Raw genomic sequence first — 19,285 nt, 5'->3', positions numbered from 1 at the left:
ATGAAGATTCTAGGCACCAAGGAGAACCTCAGACATGGCAGATAAGATGATCTATATGGATGATTCGGTCAACCCCAAAGATTTCATCGGATCTCCGGCCGGTTTCGCTGATCAGCGACTTGTGGTGGTGCCACGTCCGGTGATCGTTGAGGCGCTCGACCGACCGCTGACCCGAAGGATGGTGGTCACGGATGCCGGCTACTTTCCCCGCGCTGCCGGCCATGGACGGAATCGCCGGCGCGGCGCCGGGGGAACCGTCGTCATAGTGTGCGTCGCCGGCAGTGGATGGATTGAGACAGGAGGGATGCGGACGGAGGTAGGCCCAGCCCATGTGGTGGTGTTGCCGGGCGGGACCGGCGTACCGCATTCCTATGGTGCATCGGAGGCAGATCCATGGACTATTTGGTGGTGCCATCTCCGCGGCACTGACGTTCCTGAACTGCTCGAAGTGGCCGGTGTCAAAGCTCCCGGGAGTGTGGTGCCTCTGGCCAGCGTTGACCGTCTTGCCGCAAGCTTGGATGAGATCGTATCCACCCTCGAAAATGACCAAGGACCAACCGGGCTGATCGAATCTTCGGGTGCCGCATGGCGGCTGCTAACCCAGCTAGCAACGGACCGCCGGATACCCGCCCCTGATGAGCCCATGGAGCGTGCGCTGACCTACCTCCGATCACGCATCGAGGGCACCGTTCGGGTGCCGGACCTGGCAGCCATGCTCGGTGTATCCACGACTCGATTGGGCAGGCTCTTTCGGGACTCAACAGGCGGCGGCGTCGTTGCCCACCATCTCGTCTTGAAGATGGCCCACGCCAGGCATCTATTGGACACGACGGAACTTTCCATTGCCGAGGTGGGCCGCCGAGTAGGAATGACGGACCAGTTCTACTTCTCCCGCCAATTCAGCCGGACTCATGGAATGAGTCCCACAAGCTATAGAGCAGAGCGGAAAGGGTAGTGAACTGAGCGGGCGAGAAGCCCTTGGCCCCCACCATCGTTTCAAGGACTAGCAGCTACCGATGGACTGCCAAGGGCAGTCAGGCTGCCCTGGCATTTGATTGTGTGTCCACTAGTTGACTTGCCAGAGTTGGCCAAGGTTTGGCGCCGTCGGTGCCCAAGGCATCGATTGCAATGGATTCGCTTGCCGACACTTCTGCAAGCGTTGTCGTTGATCGGCGTTGGAAGCCGGGCATCCACTGTGTATGCCATTAGGGCGCTGTCTTTGGCCGTGACCTCCACGCTGATGGGAGCCCACTCCTTGCTGCTATGTCGAGATACTACAGGCGATTAAGAGTGCATTATTTTGCGAGTTTGCGGCCCACACTGAGACCTGACACGGCCAACATCCACTGCTAACTGGAGCGCCTGAAGGGCTCGCATATCCTGCGCCAGGTGGGCCATGATGCGCTGCGCCAATCCCGAGATGACGCAATGGGGGCACCAGTATCAGGACGCCGTTGTGGGCTTTGGCGGCCTCGCGGAAAAGGACAAGAAAAGTGGCCGGTCTCCGTTGGAGACCGGCCACTGCTGTGGTGGTGAGTTAGTTTCGCGCTGATCCGGAGCCGGCGGGGCTAAGCTCGGGAGCTTCGGGGCTGTGAGCACCGCTGCGTGATGTGGCGCCTTCAGTGTGAGGAGTTGTCTGGACAAGGTCGGCCTCGAGGCTGGAGTTCTTCGACGGTTCCTTGACCATGAACGAGGCAACCAGAGTCAATGCGATGCAGCCGGTGACGTACCAGAAGAACGTGGATTCCATGCCCGCCTGCTTGAGCGCCAATCCGATGGGTTCAACGGTTCCGCCGAAGGATGCTGCAACGAGTGCGTGCGGCAGCCCGACGCCGAGTGCGCGGACCCGGGTGGGGAACATTTCAGCTTTGACGATCGAAGCACAGGCTGTGTAGCCGGAGACGAAGACCAAGCAGAGCATCATCAGGCCAAACGCGGCGAAGACGTTGGTGGTGTCGGCGAGGATGGTCAGAACCGGCACGGTAACGATGGTGCCGCCGATGGAGAAGAAAAGCATGACCTTGCGGCGTCCGTAACGGTCCGAGAGGCCGCCGGCGATCGGCTGCAGGAACATGAAGAGGAACAGTGCCACAAAGCTGATGACGCTGGCGTCTTCCTTGGCGATGCCGGAGGTGTTGACCATGTATTTCTGCATGTAGGTGGTGTAGACGTAGAAGCTGACTGTGCCACCGATGGCCAGGCAGAAGACGGCGATGAGCTGCTTGGGGTACTGCAGGAGAGCGCGCAGGGATCCAACAGGCTTCTTACCGGTGGATGCGGTCTCTGCTTCGCTGCGTGCCTTCTCCAGCTTGTAGTGCTCGGATTCGTCCATGGAGCGGCGGAGGACCATGACCAGGAGTCCGGCTACGGCGCCGATGATGAACGGGATGCGCCAACCCCATTCGCCCATCTGTTCGGGTGTCAGGATGCGTTGCAGCAGGATCATCACCAGCAGAGCGGAGAGTTGGCCGATGATGATGGAGACGTACTGGAAGCTGGAGAAGAAGCCGCGGCGGCCAGGCGTTGCGACCTCTGAAAGATACGTGGCGCTGGAGCCGAATTCCCCGCCGACGCTCAGGCCCTGAATGAGCCGTGCGAAGACCAAGAGGATAGGTGCCCAAATCCCGATCGTGTCGAAGGATGGGGTGAGGCCGATCGTCAGCGATCCTGCGCTCATGAGAAGGACTGAAGCCGCGAGGGCGTTTCGGCGTCCGTGGCGGTCCGCGTACATGCCCAGCAACCAGCCGCCGAGGGGACGCATGAGGAAGCCGACGGCGAAAACGGCTGCGGTTGACAGCAACTGGGCGGTGGGGTTGCCGCTGGGGAAGAACTCGGCAGCGAAGTAGATGCTGAACGAAGCGTAGACGAACCAGTCGTACCACTCGATCAGGTTACCGAGGCACCCCTTGACGACGTTGCTCACCACACGGGACTTGACCGGTGCAGCTTGCGTGCTTTGAGTGTTCACTTGAACTCCTTTGTTCGTGTCGGTGGCGTTGGGCTTCTGCTGCCGTCGCCGCCGGTTCGGGGCTTTCGCCGTGGAACTACCTCCAATGTGTCTCAGGTCACCCGGGCCTGAATAGCGAATTGGCGATTTCTTAGCCGTCCCTTAAGACGGTTCTTCTGTGAGCGTTTGGAAGGCACGAAAAAGCCGGGCCCGCAGCAACTGCGGACCCGGCACGACCGGTCTTACGGGGAACTAGACGCGGGCGAGGCCCGGCGATTCGTCGCTGGTCCCTTCGGCGGCTACGCGATCATCAAAATGAGCGGCCAGAAGCTCTCCTGAGTGCATCAGGTGCTCCTCCATCTCCGCCCGGGCCGTGGTGGCGTCCTTGGATCGGATGGCTTCCAAGAGCTTTGAATGGTCGTCGACAGTAGCTTTGGGCCAGCCTTCAATGCTGGAGTAAAACCTTCGTGGAACATAACGTGAGACGAGGCCCATGGCCCAAATAATCTTCCGCGAATCCGCCAAGAGATTGATCTCGCGGTGGAAGGCATGGTTCTTTTCTTCCAGCAAGGCATCGTCATGGCGGGCTGCGGCAGCAATGAGTTCGTGATGCAGCGCTTCAAGTTCGGCCAAATCCTTCTCGGTGGCATTGTGCGTGGCCCGCGCCGCCAGCTCGCCACCAATCAGTGCTTGGACCCGGAAGATGTCCCGGATGTCCTTCCCAGTCAGCGGCGCAACTTGGAAGCCCTTCCGCGGGACCAGTTCCAGGAAGCCCTCCACCCGCAGGGACTGAAGAGCCTCCCGGACCGGTGTGGTGGAGATTTGGAGGGCCTCGGCCAAGACCTCTGGCCGAACCTGTGTTCCTGGCCGGAGGCTGCCGGACATGATGAGGGCGCGGACGTAGGAGGAAGCCTCGTCGCTCAGTTGCGGACGAACACGTTTGCGCTCATTCATGGTCATGTCACTTTCTGCTTACTACATCCAAAACTACGGCATTGCCCGGGAAGAATTGTCGCAGCTTTCATAGCGGTTATGGCGCGTCGAACCCTAGGCATGGTTGCGCTTGTATGCCTCGGCGGCACCCGGATGCAAGGGAATCCCGGACGTGTAGATCAGTGATCGGGCGTCCAGGAACTGAATGCCCACGGCTCCCGGAGGTACGAGTTCCGCGGATCTGGTGACCAAGACGTCTACAACCCTGCTGACCACATCGTTGGGAAGGCTGGGCCTGGCCAGGAGAATGGTGGAAATTCCCACCGACGCGATTTCTGTTGCCGAGGCATAGAGGCTTTTCGGCAGGGTCACTGGCTGGTACACGGGACCGAACTGCGCTTGCAGCGCGCGCTGTTCGGCGGCGAGGTCCAGCAAGCGGATCCCGGATGAAGGACCGCGGCCGGAACTGGTGTCCATCTGGGGATGCGGCACTCCGCCTGCAAAGAGGGCGGCGTCAACGGCGCCAGTGGCCAGGGCTTCGAGCACCTCTGTGATGGGTACTTGGCGGACAGTCACCTCAGACTCTTTGAGCCCTCCAGCCTCGAGAAGTAGGCGGCCTGCCCGGATAGTGGCGGAGCTTGCGCCGAGGCTGATGACCTTACCTCTGAGCTGGGACACGGTTCGCACGGACGAATTCCCGGCAACGGCGAACTGCAGGTAGTTCAAGTAGAGTCGACCCACAGCTTGCAAATTCCCGCGTTCGGGCAGTGCGACGTCGGCCAAAACCAAGGCGAAGTCGAGTTTGCCTGCCAAGATGCTGTCCAGGTTTTCCACTGAACCATCGGTGATCCTGGGATCCAAGGTGAAGCCAACGTCGGCGCGGGATACGGCGGCAGTCAGTGACTGGCCGAAATCGTAGAAGAATCCTCGGTTTTCTGCGGTGCCCAAGGTGAACTGTTGCACAGGTGCGCTGCAACCGCCCAGCAAGCCGCCAGCTGTAGCGGCCGCAGCTGCGGTGAGTAGCCGCCGTCGTGATAGCTGCTGGCGGGAGATGTTCCGGTCTGTCATGGCGCAGCCTCTTCATGAGCTGCAGGCAGTGCCAGCACGACGGTAAGACCGCCGCCAGGGGTTTCCTTCGTGTTGATGCGGCCACCATTTCGTTCTACGAGTGCCTCCACAATGGACAGCCCCAATCCGGTTCCCCCGGGCTTTTCCGGCCGCTGGCCTGTTCCGCGGAAGAACCGCCTGGTGATCAACGCCAGTTCGCTTGGTTCGACGCCCGCGCCGTTATCTGCCACGGTGACCATGACCCAGGAGGCATCGTCGGCGTCGACTGAAATCCTGACCATGGCGCCGTGGCCAGCGTACTTGCAGGCATTATCCAGGAGGACGTCGAGAGACTGTTCAAGGTCGCCGGTGCTGATGGAGGCGGCGGGACCGGTAGAGGAGTCTCGAACTTCTATGGCAACCCCGGCGGCAGCAGCAGTTTCCACCCAATAATCCGCCCGTTCTTGAGCGACGGAAAGTGGCCGGCAGTATTGGTGACCAGGTTGGCGGGCACGAGGTGTTTCAGCCACGGATAAGGCCAGAAGATCGTCAAGGATTTCCTCCAAGCGAAGAGTTTCGCTGAGAGCTCGCTGGTAGCTCTTTGCGCCGACGCTATGGACCTGCGGTTCCAAGAGGTCCAAGCGCAGCTGGAGAGCTGTCAGGGGGTTTCGCAGTTGGTGGGCTGTATCGGCCACCAGTCGGCTCTGGGCGTCTGCCGAGGCGTGAACGGTGGTGGCCATTCGTTCAAAGGCTTTGGACAGCAATCGGAACTCCGGCGGGCCTCCCGCCACCTGTTGAGGTAGAGGCGCAAAGTCACTGCCGGCCGCTTTGGCGACGGGCAGGCTTTCCGTCAGTTCCTGCATGCGTTGGCCCACTTTGTCCAAGGGACGAAGGATCCACCGGCTCACAGCTAAGGCCAGGAGGCTGAAAATCGCCACTGCCGTGATGGACCCTGCGCCGATGAGCAACCATATTCGCAGGATGTCGCCCCTCGGGCCGTCCGTGGACGCAACGATGACCACGGCGCCGTTGACTTGCGCGCCGGAACCAATTGGCTTTGCGAAGACTGCCGTCGGGGGACTCCACGGCGTGAGGAGTTCTAGGCCGGATGAGCGTTCGTTGCGCAGCGCCCGGCCGACGGCGGCAGAGACTTCCGGGTCGTTCAAAGTGGTTCCAACTGTTTGGGGGGAAGCGCCCCTGGTGGACACTACAACGACGGCATCACCATAGAGTCCGTTGTAAGCGGCAACTTCCTCCACAAGCAGGCCGGAACCTGCGTTTCGCACGTAGCTGTCGGCCAAGTCGGCGAACCGTTGAAGGTCCCCGTCCCTGCTGAGGACGAACTGGCGGGTGCGAAGGTCAGCGGACGACAACGCCAGGGGGACCGCGAATCCTGCCACGACGATGGCACCGAGGATGGCAAGGACCAACAGCAGCCTGGTTCTCACTGCTCGCCGGTCCAGCGATACCCAAAACCGCGAATGGTCTCAATCAACCCTGGGCGTCCGATCTTGGACCGGAGGGCAGTCATATGGACATCCAGTGACCGCGACACCGTGACGAAGGCGTCGCCCCAAATATGGTCCATCATGTGCTGGCGGCTGACAGCTGTCCCAGGGCTGTCAACCAGCATCGCCAGCAACTGGAACTCCTTGGTGGTCAGCTGGATCTGCTCTCCGCCAACTTCCAAGGTTCTCCCCGAAAGGTCGACGAGGACATCGCCAAACTCCCGAAGATCCGTCGATGAGGCAGAGGCACGCTGCGCCCGCCGTCGGATGGCCTCAATCCGGGCCAACAACTCAGTGATGCGGGCCGGCTTAACCAGATAGTCATCGGCCCCGTTCCGCAAACCACGAACCACCGAGCGCTCGTCGTCCCGAGCGGTCAACACGATGACGGGCACCGCTGAAACCTGTCGGAGGCGCCTGAGGACTTCGATTCCGTCCATGTCAGGAAGTCCCAAGTCGAGCAGGACCAGGTCGAAGTCGGGGTGCCGGGTCAAGAGCTCAGTTCCACGGGCCATGCGGTGCGCCGTGATCCGGTTTGCTTCCAACGCGTCCACGAGTGCGCTGGCAACGCCGTCGTCGTCTTCGACAACACCTATCCGCATGTATCAGGTTCCTTTCACTGGTTCAGGCGGTACGGGAAATCCCGCACCGCCCGACCTTCGTCTCTTTGGTTACTCTAAGCTCCTCGATCCGTCAGAACGAGGTAGGATCGCTAGCCGATCCGGAAATCGACGACGCCGGACTGGGCCGCCGCCGTCAGCAGACGGTCCTGGGCTGCTTTGTGCTCTGCCGAATAGCCCTCCGCAGGTGAAGCTGCCTCCGGCCGGCCGACATAACCGAGACGGAATCGGATCAGACCCATCTTGAGCAGCTTGGGCAGCACATATGTCCACGCACCCATGTTCTCGGGTTCTTCCTGGACCCAGACGACTTCCTCCAGCCCACCGGCCGCCGCCACTTCGCGCATGATCTCTTCATGGGGGAAGGGGTACAGCTGTTCGAGGCGAAGCAGGCGCACGCCGTCGCCCAGGCGTTCCTTGGCCTCGACCCCCACCTTCCCGGTGCAGAGGAGAAGGCGTGTTGCCTCGTGGCTGGGAGCACCGGATGCCAAGACGTTGTGAAAGGTGCCTGCGGTGAAATCCTCCACAGCAGATTTCGCGGATTCAGCCCGCAGCAGTGACTTTGGCGTGAAAATGATGTGCGGCCGGGGCTCCTCCATGGCTGCTGCATTCACCAGGGCGTTGAAGTACTGCGCCGCCGTGGTCGGGATGAGGATACGGGCATTGTCGCGCGCTGCGAGCTGGAGGAACCGCTCAAGGCGTGCCGAGGAGTGTTCCGGACCTGCACCTTCCCAGCCGTGGGGGAGGAGCGCAACAAAGCGGCTTTCGCGGCCCCACTTGTCACGCCCGGCCATGATGAACTGATCGAAAATAACTTGTGCAACGTTCACGAAGTCACCGAACTGGGCCTCCCACAACTGGAGTGAGTCCGTGTTCGTCCGGCCGTAGCCATACTCAAACCCCACCGTGGCAACCTCGGTCAACGGAGTATTAGCCACAAGGAAGGGTGCGTCCTCGAACGTGAGACGCTCCGCCTTGTCGCCGGTCTGGGCATCGTGCACCACGATGTGCCGGTGGCTGAAGGTGCCGCGCTCCACGTCCTCACCCGTAAGCCGTACGGGCACGCCGGCCTCATTGATATGCTTCAAAGCCAGGAGTTCCGCCTGTCCCCAGTCCACCAGGAACTCCTGGTCACGCAAGGCGCGCTTCTTATCGAATTGACGCATCAGCTTCGGGTGGATTGCGACGTCGTCACGCGACTGTTCTGCCGCGTCGAGCACGTCGGCGAGCCACGTGGCCGTAATGTCCCGCAGTTTATCCACGACGCCGGGGCGGGGTGCGAACTCCTGCGTCACGACGGAGTTCAGATCAAAGACCCGTGCCTTTTCCAAGGCTCCGACGAGGTGCTCCTTGGCCGCAGCCCGGGTTTCAGCGACGTAGGTGTTGGTCACAAGGCCGGCCGCTTCCAAAGTGCCGGCGTAGATTTCGTGGACCGGAGGGTGCTGGTCGATGTCGTCGTAATATACGGGCTGTGTGTAGCGGGGCTCGTCAGTCTCATTGTGTCCATGCCGACGGTAACCCTGGACGTGGATGACGATGTCCGTGCCAAAGCGCTCGCGGTATTCGAAGGCAATCCTGGCTGCAACCAGGTTTGCGTCGACGTCGTCTGCGTCTGTGTGGATCACTGGGACGTCGAAGCCGCGGATGACGTCCGAAGGGTATGTCGTGGAACGCAGCTGGAACGGGGTGGCCGTGAATCCGAGCCTGTTGTCCTGGACGACGTGGATGGTGCCGCCTACGTTGTAGGGCTCAAGCCGCTGCAGGTTAAAGGTCTCGTAGACGACGCCCTGTCCGGTGAAAGCGGCGTCACCGTGCAACAACACGGGAAGAACCCTGCGACGCGCCACTTCGGGTGCAATACCGTCAGCGATCAACTGGTCCTGTTTGGCTTTGGCCGCGCCAAGGGCCACAGGCGATACGAATTCGAGGTGACTTGGATTCTGTTCCAGCATGACGCTGATCGAGGTGCCATCCGTGTCGGTGAAAGTGCCGCTACCACCCAGGTGCTGGCGGACATCGCCGGAACGGGCCAGTTCGGTGGACCGGGCTGACGGGAGAAATTCGGCAAGGATGCGCTCCATAGGCCAGTTAAGGATGTGAGCCATGATGCTGAGCCGGCCCCGGTGGGCCATACCCAGGACAGTGTCTGTGTAGCCCTTTCCTGCGGCCTGTCCCGCCATCTCCGCCAAGGCAACAACGGTTGATTCGAGACCCTGCACTGAGAGTGTTTTTTGCCCCAGGAATTGTGTTTGGAGGTAGCTTTCGAAGACGTCGATGTCGGTTGAGAGCTTGAGCGCCTGGAGGCGTCGCTCAGCGGTTGGCTGGGGAGTGCCGTGGCGGATCAGGTCAGCCAGCCAGTTACGGGTTTCGGGGTCGGAAAGGTGTCCAAATTCGATCTCGACGCCGTTCGGCAGCCAAGATCCCTCATCGCGTGCTCGCACGGGTTCCAGCCGGGCGACGGTAGCGCTTCCTGCGCTGTTGAACTCGGCAAGCCGCACGTCGCCGTCCGCGGCGGAGTCCGCCTCCTGTAGTCCGAGCAGCGGGTCAGGCTCGTTGCGCAGAATTTCCTGCTCGAGTTCAGCCAGGAAGTCCTGTGAGCGCAGCAGCTTTTCCACCGCTCCCAGGAAGCTCCCCGAGTCGGCGCCCTGGATGGCCCGGTGGTCATAGGTGGAGGACAAGGTGAGGACAGGGTCCACAGGTTGGGTGGCAGCGAGAGTTTCCAGTCCCGCGGGGATGCCAATGGCACCGGCTGCGACGATGATGCCAGGCCCGGCAGGAAGCAGCGGTACGCCGGTCGTCGAACCAAAACGGCCGGTGCTGGTGAGGATGAGCGTGGCGCCGCGAAGCTTGGTCACAGCGATGGATCCCGCCCGGCATTCCTGGGACAGCTGGCCGAGCTGGTCCACCAACGCAGGGAATGTGAGGCTGGCCGCGTCGTGGATCACGGGAACCATGATGGAGTGGCCTGCGGACGTCTCGACGTCTACCGCCACTCCGAGGTTGACCGCCCCTTCCTGTACGAGGACAAGGTCCGCGCCATCGGATTCGATCCGTTGGCGCACTGCCGGAACTTCGTGCTGGGCGGCGCGGGCCATGGCCGTCGCCAGCACGGCGGCGATCGGGACGTTGAAGCCCTGTCCGCGGAGGCGTTCACGCCATGCCATGAGTGCAGAGACCTCAAAGGTCCTCATGGTGGATGCCGTAGGCACGCTGAGGCTGGCCTCCATATTCCGGGCCATGGCCGCGCCCCGGCCACGGAGGACTTTACGGGAATCTGCCGCGGGTGTTGAGTCCGGGTTGGTCGGGCTGGATTCGGGGGTCAGGTTCTGAAGCATGTGATTGTCTTTCAGCAGAGGTGTCGGGTGCCATGGGTGGATCTAGTAGCAGCCCGAGGGATTGCATTCCATCGTCCTCGTTATGGATAGATGGCACCAATACCTTTTGGTGATGGCTATATGTCATGGTGTGATTGCACTTAATTGGCGGCGACGACGAGGGGACCATACCGTGGAGATGCGGCAACTTCAGGCACTGTTAGCGGTGGCTGACACCGGAAGCGTGACTAAAGCAGCAGAGCTTTTGCACATCGTCCAGCCAGCCGTCACCCGGCAAATCCACAACCTTGAGGCAGAACTTGGGACCTCCCTCTTCGATAGGAGCCGCAGTGGCATGCGGCTGACGGAGATCGGCGCGCAGGTGGTTGAACGGGCAAGGCGGGCATTGAATGAGCTTGACCGTGCGCGGGAGGAAGCGAGAACTTCCGGTGCTGGCCTTCACGGCATCGTCACGGTGGGGCTCCTGGCCAGCACTGCGTCACTCCTCGCCGTCCCACTGGTGTCAGCAGTGACTGAACGGCACCCCGGCGTCCGGCTGCGTGTAGTGACCGGATACGGCGGGCATCTGAGCCGCTGGTTGGAAGCAGGGGATGTGGATGTCGCCCTGACGTACAACCAGCCACCCGCCACCGGCCTTGACGTCAAGCCGCTCTTGGAGGAGGCTCTCTGGGCTGTGGCTCCCCCGGCGGCCGCAACAGTGAGGCCAGAAGGAGTGGATCTTTCAGAGCTGCTGCTCCAGTCGCTGGTGATGCCCAGTGCCCCGCATGCCATCCGATCCCTTGTGGAAAGTGCCGCGGCGCGACTTAATGTTCCGCTGGACATTGCCGTGGAAACCAACGACGCCGGTGTGCAGAAGCAACTGGTGCAGAGCGGCCTGGGATGGACAGTCTTGCCCGGCATTATGGTGGCCGACGAAGCGGCGGGCGGCGTCCTCAATTCGTCCCCCATCGTTAATCCCGAAATACCACGGAAAATCGTTCTCGTCCGGCCGTCCGGCACCCGGGCGCCAGGTGCCGGACGCATGGTTGCGGATCTCTTGGAGGATGTGGTGCTTACTCGGATTGCCAGTGGAAAGTGGCCGTCCGCGCGCCTGGTCGTTTGACGTCCGGCACGCCCATGCTCCTAACCGAACTTGATCGGAGCGTTCAGTTGTCGGGGACGAATCCATACTTCGTAGTTTTCCGCTGCCGTGTACATCATCCGCTGATGGGTTGTATCCGCGGCCAACCACAGCGCTGAAGAGTCGGGCATGGCGCTTTCCACAGTTCCGCAGCGGATAACCCGGTGCCCCTGTCTGATTTCCACCACGGCGCCAACCAGTCGACTCCAACTCGCAGTTGTATCCACAGTGGTGTCCCTCCCGCGCTCAGTAAGAGCGGGGGAGCCCCAGCACTTTCGTGGCCACGAATGACTTGATCATGTTGTTGTTGACGGGTGCCACCTGGAACATGCGCGTTTCGCGGAATTTGCGTTCGACGTCGTACTCATCCACGAAGCCGTAACCGCCATGCGTGTCCAGGCAGGCGTTGGCGGCGGCCCAACTGGCCTCGGAGGCAAGATGCTTGGCCATATTGGCTTCCGCGCCGCAGGGCTCGCCGGCATCGAAGAGCCGGGCTGCTTCGTAGCGCATCATGTCCGCCGCCCGGACCTTCATGTAGGCATCGGTAATGGGGAACTGTACGCCCTGGTTGGTACCAATGGTCCGGCCAAAAACGGAACGCTTGTTGGCGTATTCCACTGCACGGGTGGTGAACCAGTAGCCGTCACCGATGGCCTCGGAAGCAAGCAGGATTCGTTCTGCGTTCCATCCGTCGATGACGTAACGGAAGCCCTTGCCGACCTCCCCGATCACTGCTGACTGCGGCACGCGCATGCCTTTGTAGAAGATTTGGTTGGTGGCGTAGTTAAACATCGTCCGTACCTTTACTACTTCCAGGGTCTCAGGTTGCTCGGCACGCACCTGGCGGAGGTCCACAAGGAACAGCGTGAGTCCGTAGGTCCGGTCGCCGCCCTTTTCTTCGGGTTTGGCAGATGTCCGGGCGAGGACGAACGCGAGATCGGATTCATCGATGCGGCTGGTCCAGCTCTTGTGGCCGGTGATGACGTAGTGGTCTCCGTCCTTGACGGCTGCGGTCTCTATGCTGGTGGTGTCCGAGCCGGCTGCGTCCTCGGTGATGGAGAATGCCTGAAGGCGGAGGTCGCCGGAGGCGATTGCCGGCAGGTAGGCGTTTTTCTGGGCTTCATTGCCATGGCGGAGGAGTGCACCCATGGTGTACATCTGCGCATGGCATGCTGCTGAGTGGCCGCCGGACTTGTTGATTTCTTCCATGATCACGCTGGCCTCGGTGAGACCGACGCCAAGGCCGCCATACTCAGCGGGGATCAGCGCAGCCAAGAGGCCTTCCTTGGTCAGCCGGTCAACGAATTCCTGTGGGTAACGCCGGTTCCGATCCGTCTCGCGCCAGTATTCATCCGGGAAGAGGGCGCAGAGGCTTCGAGTCTTTGCTCGCAGTTCTTCGAGGGTGGTGGGTGTGCTCATCGGATGCTCCTTCGTGTGTTTGGCTAGTGCGTCTTCGGTAGCCTGACTTCGAGAATACAGAATATATTTAGTTCATGACAAGAGGTTGCGAAGGGGCAAATCCGAGCTGAGGTGTAATCAAAGATCTTGACAGCTCGGTGATATGGCGGGTTTGCTTAGATCAGTACAAAATATATTTACTGCCAACAAGCGTGAACTTCCACCGTCGAAGGAGACGAACGATGACCCAAACAACATCGCGAAACACATCTGACCAGACCCGGGTAGTGCCGGGCTGGACCGGACGGCTGTTTGAGGACTTTGCCGTCGGTGACATCTACTATCACCCGTTTGGCAAGACAGTCACCGAGGCCGACAACCAGACATTCACCCTGGTCACCCAGAATGTTGCCAAGACCCATATCGATAGGAACTTTGCCGCGGCCACCGAATTCGGCCTGCCGCTGGTCAACTCGACGTTCACTCTGGCTCTGGTGACGGGGCAGTCCACCATAGACCTGTCCATGAACGTCTTCGCGAACATGGGCTGGGACGAAGTGCGGATGCCCAACCCCGTATTTGAAGGCGACACCATTTACTCGCGTTCAAAGGTTTTGGCCGTGCGCGAATCCAAGTCACGGCCCAATCTCGGCTTGGTCACCGTCGCAACTGAGGGCTACAACCAGGACGGCAAGATCGTGATCAGTTACCGCAGGACATTCATGGTGTACCGTCAGGGCCACCTCCCCAGCGTTGAATCAGCTCGACCGGATGAATCCTCACTGCCGGACCACGGGGATTTCCAGTGATGGGCTCCGGGACCCTGACCTCAAACGTCACCGGCGTGGACATCGCCACTGCTGCCGTTACCGCGCTGTTTGTCCCGGGGGACCGTCCCGAACGGTTCGTCAAGGCTGCGAGTGCCGGCGCCGGCGTCGTCATCATTGACCTTGAGGACGCTGTAGCGCCGGCGAGCAAGGACGCGGCGCTGGCCGCCGTCGTCGAGGCGCTGACTGCCGGCGAGATCCGCGCTCTGGTACGCGTTAATGCCAAGGACTCAGAAACGCACGACGCCGAAATCTTGGCGCTGCTCGACGTCACCGCGCGCGAGGGGCACGGTTTGCTGGGTTTGGTGTTGCCAAAGGCGGACGATCCCGGGCTTGTAGCCGGAATCCGTGGGCTTTTTCCACCGGACCTTGCTCTTGTGCCGTTGATCGAATCAGCCGCTGGCCTCGTCCATTCTCTTGACTTGGCGCGAGTTCCGGGAGTCACCCGCCTGGCTTTTGGGGCGATCGATTTCGCTCTGGATATTGACGCATCCGGGGAAGATCGATTCCTGGACCACGCCCGCTCACAGTTGGTGGTGGCGTCCCGTGCCGCGGGAATTGCCGCACCGTTGGATTCGCCGTGCGTCGACATTCAGGACGAGGGTGAGATTGAAGAGTCGGCGCTCCTGGCCCGGAAGTTCGGCTTCGGGGGAAAACTGTGCATCCACCCTCGACAAGTCGCCGCCGTTACCGTTGCTTTCGTTCCCTCGGAAGCCGAAGTAGCATGGGCGCGCTCGGTGATCGGCGCTGAAGGTGCCGCTGTCCAAGTGGACGGCAAGATGATTGACCGTCCGGTTACCGACCGGGCCAAGCGAATTCTGGCCAAGGCCGGAAAGGAGTTCTAGTGTCCCGGCTTCCGTTGGCAGGCATGACAGTCATTTCTCTGGAGCAGGCGGTTGCCGCTCCCTTCGCCACCCGTCAGCTGGCTGACTTGGGGGCGCGGGTGATCAAGATTGAGCGCGACGCTGGTGATTTCGCCCGCGGGTATGACACCAAAGTTGACGGCATGTCCAGTTACTTTGTCTGGCTCAACCGAGGCAAGGAAAGCGTGGTTTTGGACCTGAAGTCCGAGGACGGGCTTGCTGTGCTCAAAGAGCTGGTGTCCAGCGCTGACGTGTTGGTTCAAAATCTCGCTCCAGGTGCAGTGGAACGGCTTGGTTTCGGACCCGATGACGCCTTGGCGCTGAATCCAAAGCTGATCCACGTCTCCATTTCCGGCTATGGGCGTGGCGGTACTCACGAGCAAAAGAAAGCCTACGACCTCCTGATCCAATGTGAGTCGGGCCTGCTAAGCGTCACTGGATCTCCTGACAGTCCAGCAAAGGTGGGGGTCTCCATTGCGGACATCTGCGCTGGCATGTACGCCTACTCGGGCATCCTCACGTCATTGTTGAGCCGCGCCACCACCGGCCGAGGGGATGTTGTGGAGGTTTCCATGCTGGAAGCCCTCGCCGAATGGTTGAGCCAACCGTACTTCTTCGCCGAATACGGAGGTGCGCCGCCAGCCCGCGCCGGTGCGCAGCACGCCAGCATCGCGCCCTACGGTCCGTTCCATGTTCAGGACGGCACCGTGTTTCTGGGGATCCAAAACGAGCGGGAGTGGGCAGTTTTCTGTCAGAAGGTGCTGGGTAGTTCCGGACTCTCTACGGATTCCCGCTTCGCCAGCAACAGCCAGCGGGTGGCAAACCGCTCTGAACTGCATGAGGCCATCAACGCTGTCCTGGGGAGCATGAGCACCGAGTCCGTAACTGCGGCGCTGGATGCCGCCGGGATAGCCAATGCGGAGTTGCGGGACTTGCACGGTTTGTCGCAACACCCGCAATTATCGGCGAGAAACCGGTGGCGGGATGTGGAGTCGCCTGTGGGGCCCCTCCGCAGCTTGATTCCGCCCGTAACGTCACGCGAGGTTGATTACCGCATGGCCGCCGTGCCGGCTCTCGGCGAGCACACCGCCAAGGTTCGCGCCGAACTCGGCATGGCCTAGAGAGAACTTGAGTACAAGGATCAGCCGCCCGGGCGTTGCACCGGGCGGCTGATCCTTGGTTGGCGGGTGGGGAGCGAACGGAGTTGGTCTATTTGATGGCCAGGGCCGGAAGGCCGCTGGCAAGGTCCGCTGAAGGCTTGACGTCTTTCGATTTGGGGTTGGACTTCAGCCGTACCTCCAAGTATTTCGCAACGCCGGCCAACAGCAGGCAAAGGCAGATGTAGATACTGCCAACCACCAACGCTGCAGGAATGATGGGTGAGGAATAGCTCGCCGAACTACCCACAAGCTTGCCCAGGTAGAGCAGCTCTTGATACGTGATGACGAAGCCGAGCGCTGTATCCTTCAACACCACCACCATTTGGGCAACGATCACCGGGAGCATTGCCCGAATCGCTTGGGGCAACAAGACAAGCCTCATGACGGCAGTTTTCCGGAATCCAATGGCGTACGCCGCCTCCGACTGGCCGCGGGGGACAGCATCGACGCCGGTTCGGAATACTTCAGCCAGGACCGCCCCGCTGTAAACAGAGACGGCCGTGACCACCGCCGTAAACGGAGTTACCCACGTTTGCCCAACCACTGGGAGCCCGTAGTACATGATCATCATCAATACCAAAACCGGAATGGCCCGAAGGACTTCTGTGATGAAGGCGAAGCACCTGCTGATCCATGGATTGTCAGACATACGGCCCAGAGCAAGTCCGAAACCAATCCCCAGACTGAACACTGCGCCCAAACCAAACGCGGACAATGTGCGAAGAGTTGCTGCCCCGATCTGCTCCCAGACTTGTGGATAGGAAAACACCCGCCACTTCTGTTCGCTGAACTGTCCGGTGACGGCCAATCTATAGGCGATGAATCCAAGGACTCCGAGGACAACCACTACCGCTACGATTGCGAGAAATCGGTTGCGCGCCACAGCTTTGGGTCCCGGGAGGTCAGAAAAGACATTGCTCATCGAATGATCTTCCATTTCTTTTCAAGGGATCGCTGGGCAAGGGACATGATCGCGACCAGAAGGACGAAGACCAGTGCTACCCATAAGAGAACTCCCAGCGCGTTTTCTCCGCGTTCGCTGAGGTTCGCTCGCACGGCACCCAGCTCCAGTACGGAGAATCCTGCGGCAATGGTTGTCATTTTCAGGATCGCAATAAGGGCGCTGATGAGAGGTGGGACAACTGATCGAAAGGCCTGGGGCAGCACAACATGTCCCATGACCTGGCCGAACGTCATCCCGAGGGCGCGGGCTGCTTCAGCCTGGCCGACAGGAATCGTGTTGAATCCGGACCGGAGCACTTCAGTAACGTAGGTGGCCGCGTACAGCCCGATTGCCGTGATGGCAAGGGCTGTGTAGTCGAGCCGGGGGAGCCCCAGCGAGGGGTAGCCGAAGACGAAGATGAAGAAGACCAAGGTCAACGGCGTGTTTCGGACAAGATTCACGTACGCGGTCCCGATGGCGCGGGCGGCTGGTACTGAAGACACACGCATCACGCCCAGCACCGTGCCCAGGAAAACCGCTATTACGGCTCCTCCAATGAAGAGGACCAAAGTGTTCCAGAGTGCGAGGCCCCAAAGGTCAAGATTGTCAAAAATGATGTTCATGGCTCGGGCTCTCAAGCCTCAGTAGTTGTTTACCGGGGGTTGTTCCCCAGCTTTGCCAGTACTGCCGAGCGTGCTGTCGTAGATCTGCGCCCAGGTGCTGGTACCGGCGGTGAGCATTGTATTGATCGCCTTGCGGAGGCTCGTGTCGTCCTTCGGCAGGCCGATCCCGTAGAGCTCCGTAGTGAAGGTTTCCCCAACTACCTTGAGCTTGTCCGGATCCTGCGAGGCGAAGCCGAGCAACTGTGCTTGATCCGAGGAGACCGCATCCACTTGGCCAGCCTTGAGGGATTCCACGCACTGTGAATACGTGTCGAACTCGGTGGTCTTTACCCCCGGGTAGTTGGCCCGGATGTTCTGGATGGGTGTTCCTCCGGTGATGGAACAAACGGTTACGCCTTGCTTCAGGTCTTCTTCGCCCTTGATCTTCTCATTTTCCTTCTGCACGAGAATTCCCTGACCCGTCTTGAAGTAGGGGCCAGCGAAATCGACCGCAAGCTTGCGCTTGTCCGTGATCGAATACGACCCCACATAGACATCCACATCTCCGTTTGCCAGAGCCTGTTCGCGTGCCACCGACGGGACGGCCTTATAGGCAATCTTGTCTTCTCCGAAGCCCAGCGTTGCGGCTGTCCAGCGTGCAATCTCTACATCGAAGCCGCTACGGGCCCCCGTTACAACATCCAGGTATCCGAACCCGGGTTGGTCTTCTTTGACACCTATGATCAATTGGCCGCGACTTTGAGCGCGTTTGAGGGTAGGGCTGTCCTCCGGGGTCACTGACGTGGCCACGGTGTACGACAGCGCGCTACGCTCAGGCTGGCCCGGCGTCCCATCCGCTGCGCCTGAACAACCAGCCAAAGCAAACAGGGCTACAGTACAGGCGGCAATGGCGGCATATTTCTTTGACACTTTTGTGCTCCTTATTCATGGGGACATAGCTCTTGGCTTCCGCAGCGCATCGGCGGTCACCAAAGCAGGATTGATGGACTTGGGCGCGCTGAACGGCGCCGGCGTCGAAGGTGGTCAGTGAGTGATCAGCTTCGAGAGGAAGTCGCGGGCACGTTCACTGGTCGGATTGGTGAAGAAGCCCTGGGGGGTCTGGTCCTCGATGATTTCGCCATCTGCCATGAACACCACACGGTCGGCAGCCTTGCGGGCAAATCCCATTTCGTGGGTCACCACGATCATCGTCATGCCTTCTTTGGCAAGCTCGATCATCACCTCGAGAACCTCGTTGATCATCTCCGGGTCAAGAGCTGAGGTTGGTTCGTCAAAAAGCATCACCTTGGGGTCCATTGCTAATGCCCTGGCGATGGCGACACGCTGCTGTTGTCCGCCGGAGAGTTGGGCGGGCAGTTTGTGAGCCTGCTGCCCAACCCCAACTCGCTCCAGCAGGGTCAATGCCTGATTCTCCGCTTCGGCTTTACTGATTCTCTTCAGCCGGGTTGGACCAAGCGTCACGTTTTCGAGCACTGTCATGTGAGAAAACAGGTTGAACGATTGGAAGACCATACCGACTTGGGCACGCAAGGCAGCCAGTTCACGACCTTCCTGGGGCAACACCTGCCCGTCGACACGGATTGTGCCTGAGGAAACTGCTTCGAGGCGATTAACCGTCCGGCAGAGCGTTGACTTACCTGAACCTGAGGGGCCAATGAGGACCACCACCTGTCCTTCGTCCACCTCCAAGTCCACATCCTTCAAGACATGGAGTGGTCCGAAATGCTTGTTTACCCCTTTCAGCGAGACCATAGGGCCGTCCGTTGGGCGGATTTGCGCGGACTGGTGAACGGGCGGGGCGTAGGAACTGTTCAAGCTACTTCCTTGCTACGAAGTCATCGATGGAGGGGACGACAGTGACTATGATCTGAACTCAACGAGGGCAGCTCCCTTGCTGCCCACATCGCTGACGGCAGATCGCGTCACTCGTTGGTTTGGCGGTAACTAGAGCCTAGACATCG

General features: G+C 60.5%; 17 protein-coding genes. 5 read left to right on the top strand and 12 right to left on the bottom strand.

The window, feature by feature from the left end:
* Positions 1–34 precede the first annotated feature (34 nt).
* Positions 35–955 (top strand): AraC family transcriptional regulator, encoded by a 921-nt coding sequence (locus BLW08_RS21985; protein ID WP_254780015.1) that lies wholly within the window; start codon positions 35–37, stop codon positions 953–955.
* Positions 956–1,537: 582 nt separating this feature from the next.
* Here the strand turns inward: BLW08_RS21985 and BLW08_RS21980 are convergent.
* From BLW08_RS21980 to BLW08_RS21955, 6 genes are all read right to left on the bottom strand, one after another.
* Positions 1,538–2,968 carry an MFS transporter gene (locus tag BLW08_RS21980; protein ID WP_091328205.1) on the bottom strand — a complete coding sequence of 477 codons (1,431 nt, stop codon included), beginning with the start codon at positions 2,966–2,968 and terminating at the stop codon, positions 1,538–1,540.
* Positions 2,969–3,199: 231 nt separating this feature from the next.
* The gene (locus BLW08_RS21975; protein ID WP_254780014.1) at positions 3,200–3,907 is read right to left on the bottom strand and encodes a GntR family transcriptional regulator; all 708 of its coding nucleotides are present in this window, start codon (positions 3,905–3,907) and stop codon (positions 3,200–3,202) included.
* 87 nt (positions 3,908–3,994) lie between these two features.
* Entirely contained in the window at positions 3,995–4,948 is a 954-nt protein-coding gene (locus BLW08_RS21970) for a TAXI family TRAP transporter solute-binding subunit (RefSeq protein WP_091328203.1), read from the bottom strand.
* Complete coding sequence (locus BLW08_RS21965) at positions 4,945–6,375, bottom strand: sensor histidine kinase (protein WP_091328201.1); 1,431 nt, start codon at positions 6,373–6,375, stop codon at positions 4,945–4,947. Before BLW08_RS21965 ends, BLW08_RS21970 begins: the two co-directional genes overlap by 4 nt.
* On the bottom strand, positions 6,372–7,037 hold the full coding sequence (locus tag BLW08_RS21960; RefSeq protein WP_091328198.1) for a response regulator transcription factor: 666 nt from the start codon (positions 7,035–7,037) through the stop codon (positions 6,372–6,374). The genes BLW08_RS21965 and BLW08_RS21960 overlap by 4 nt, the downstream gene beginning before the upstream one ends.
* A gap of 110 nt (positions 7,038–7,147) precedes the next feature.
* Entirely contained in the window at positions 7,148–10,390 is a 3,243-nt protein-coding gene (locus tag BLW08_RS21955; RefSeq protein WP_091328195.1) for a 2-oxoglutarate dehydrogenase E1 component, read from the bottom strand.
* Between the two features lie 112 nt (positions 10,391–10,502).
* On the opposite strand from BLW08_RS21955, the gene BLW08_RS21950 reads away from it, so the two are divergent.
* Positions 10,503–11,492, top strand: a complete 990-nt coding sequence (locus BLW08_RS21950) for a LysR family transcriptional regulator (protein ID WP_302846939.1) — start codon at positions 10,503–10,505, stop codon at positions 11,490–11,492.
* 20 nt (positions 11,493–11,512) lie between these two features.
* Here BLW08_RS21950 and BLW08_RS24305 read toward each other — a convergent pair whose 3' ends face one another.
* Both BLW08_RS24305 and BLW08_RS21940 read right to left on the bottom strand, forming a co-directional pair.
* A complete protein-coding gene (locus BLW08_RS24305) occupies positions 11,513–11,641 on the bottom strand; it encodes a hypothetical protein (protein WP_302846938.1) in 129 nt (42 codons plus the stop codon).
* Positions 11,642–11,756: 115 nt separating this feature from the next.
* The gene (locus BLW08_RS21940) at positions 11,757–12,929 is read right to left on the bottom strand and encodes an acyl-CoA dehydrogenase family protein (RefSeq protein WP_091328187.1); all 1,173 of its coding nucleotides are present in this window, start codon (positions 12,927–12,929) and stop codon (positions 11,757–11,759) included.
* 221 nt (positions 12,930–13,150) lie between these two features.
* Here BLW08_RS21940 and BLW08_RS21935 point away from each other — a divergent pair, with 221 nt between their 5' ends.
* From BLW08_RS21935 to BLW08_RS21925, 3 genes are read left to right on the top strand one after another with little or no spacing between them, the layout of a single operon-like run.
* Positions 13,151–13,717 (top strand): MaoC family dehydratase, encoded by a 567-nt coding sequence (locus BLW08_RS21935; RefSeq protein WP_091328184.1) that lies wholly within the window; start codon positions 13,151–13,153, stop codon positions 13,715–13,717.
* Positions 13,717–14,580 (top strand): HpcH/HpaI aldolase/citrate lyase family protein, encoded by an 864-nt coding sequence (locus BLW08_RS21930; RefSeq protein WP_091328181.1) that lies wholly within the window; start codon positions 13,717–13,719, stop codon positions 14,578–14,580. Before BLW08_RS21935 ends, BLW08_RS21930 begins: the two co-directional genes overlap by 1 nt.
* Positions 14,580–15,719, top strand: coding sequence for a CaiB/BaiF CoA transferase family protein (locus BLW08_RS21925; protein ID WP_217639266.1), 1,140 nt, complete (start codon positions 14,580–14,582; stop codon positions 15,717–15,719). Before BLW08_RS21930 ends, BLW08_RS21925 begins: the two co-directional genes overlap by 1 nt.
* A gap of 88 nt (positions 15,720–15,807) precedes the next feature.
* Here the strand turns inward: BLW08_RS21925 and BLW08_RS21920 are convergent, their stop codons facing one another.
* The 4 genes from BLW08_RS21920 to BLW08_RS21905 all read right to left on the bottom strand — a co-directional run bounded on the left by BLW08_RS21920 (position 15,808) and on the right by BLW08_RS21905 (position 19,076).
* The gene (locus BLW08_RS21920) at positions 15,808–16,680 is read right to left on the bottom strand and encodes an amino acid ABC transporter permease (protein ID WP_091328178.1); all 873 of its coding nucleotides are present in this window, start codon (positions 16,678–16,680) and stop codon (positions 15,808–15,810) included.
* A complete protein-coding gene (locus tag BLW08_RS21915; RefSeq protein WP_091328175.1) occupies positions 16,677–17,324 on the bottom strand; it encodes an amino acid ABC transporter permease in 648 nt (215 codons plus the stop codon). Before BLW08_RS21915 ends, BLW08_RS21920 begins: the two co-directional genes overlap by 4 nt.
* An 18-nt stretch (positions 17,325–17,342) precedes the next feature.
* Entirely contained in the window at positions 17,343–18,233 is an 891-nt protein-coding gene (locus BLW08_RS21910; RefSeq protein WP_175538804.1) for a glutamate ABC transporter substrate-binding protein, read from the bottom strand.
* Positions 18,234–18,347: 114 nt separating this feature from the next.
* Positions 18,348–19,076, bottom strand: coding sequence for an amino acid ABC transporter ATP-binding protein (locus tag BLW08_RS21905; RefSeq protein WP_091328233.1), 729 nt, complete (start codon positions 19,074–19,076; stop codon positions 18,348–18,350).
* Between the last annotated feature and the right edge of the window lie 209 nt (positions 19,077–19,285).

Origin of the sequence: Arthrobacter sp. cf158, from assembly GCF_900106835.1 — a bacterium.
Taxonomy (GTDB): Bacteria; Actinomycetota; Actinomycetes; order Actinomycetales; family Micrococcaceae; genus Arthrobacter.
The sequence above is the reverse complement of the archived record's forward strand: the minus strand, read 5'-3'. Positions and strand labels throughout refer to the sequence as shown.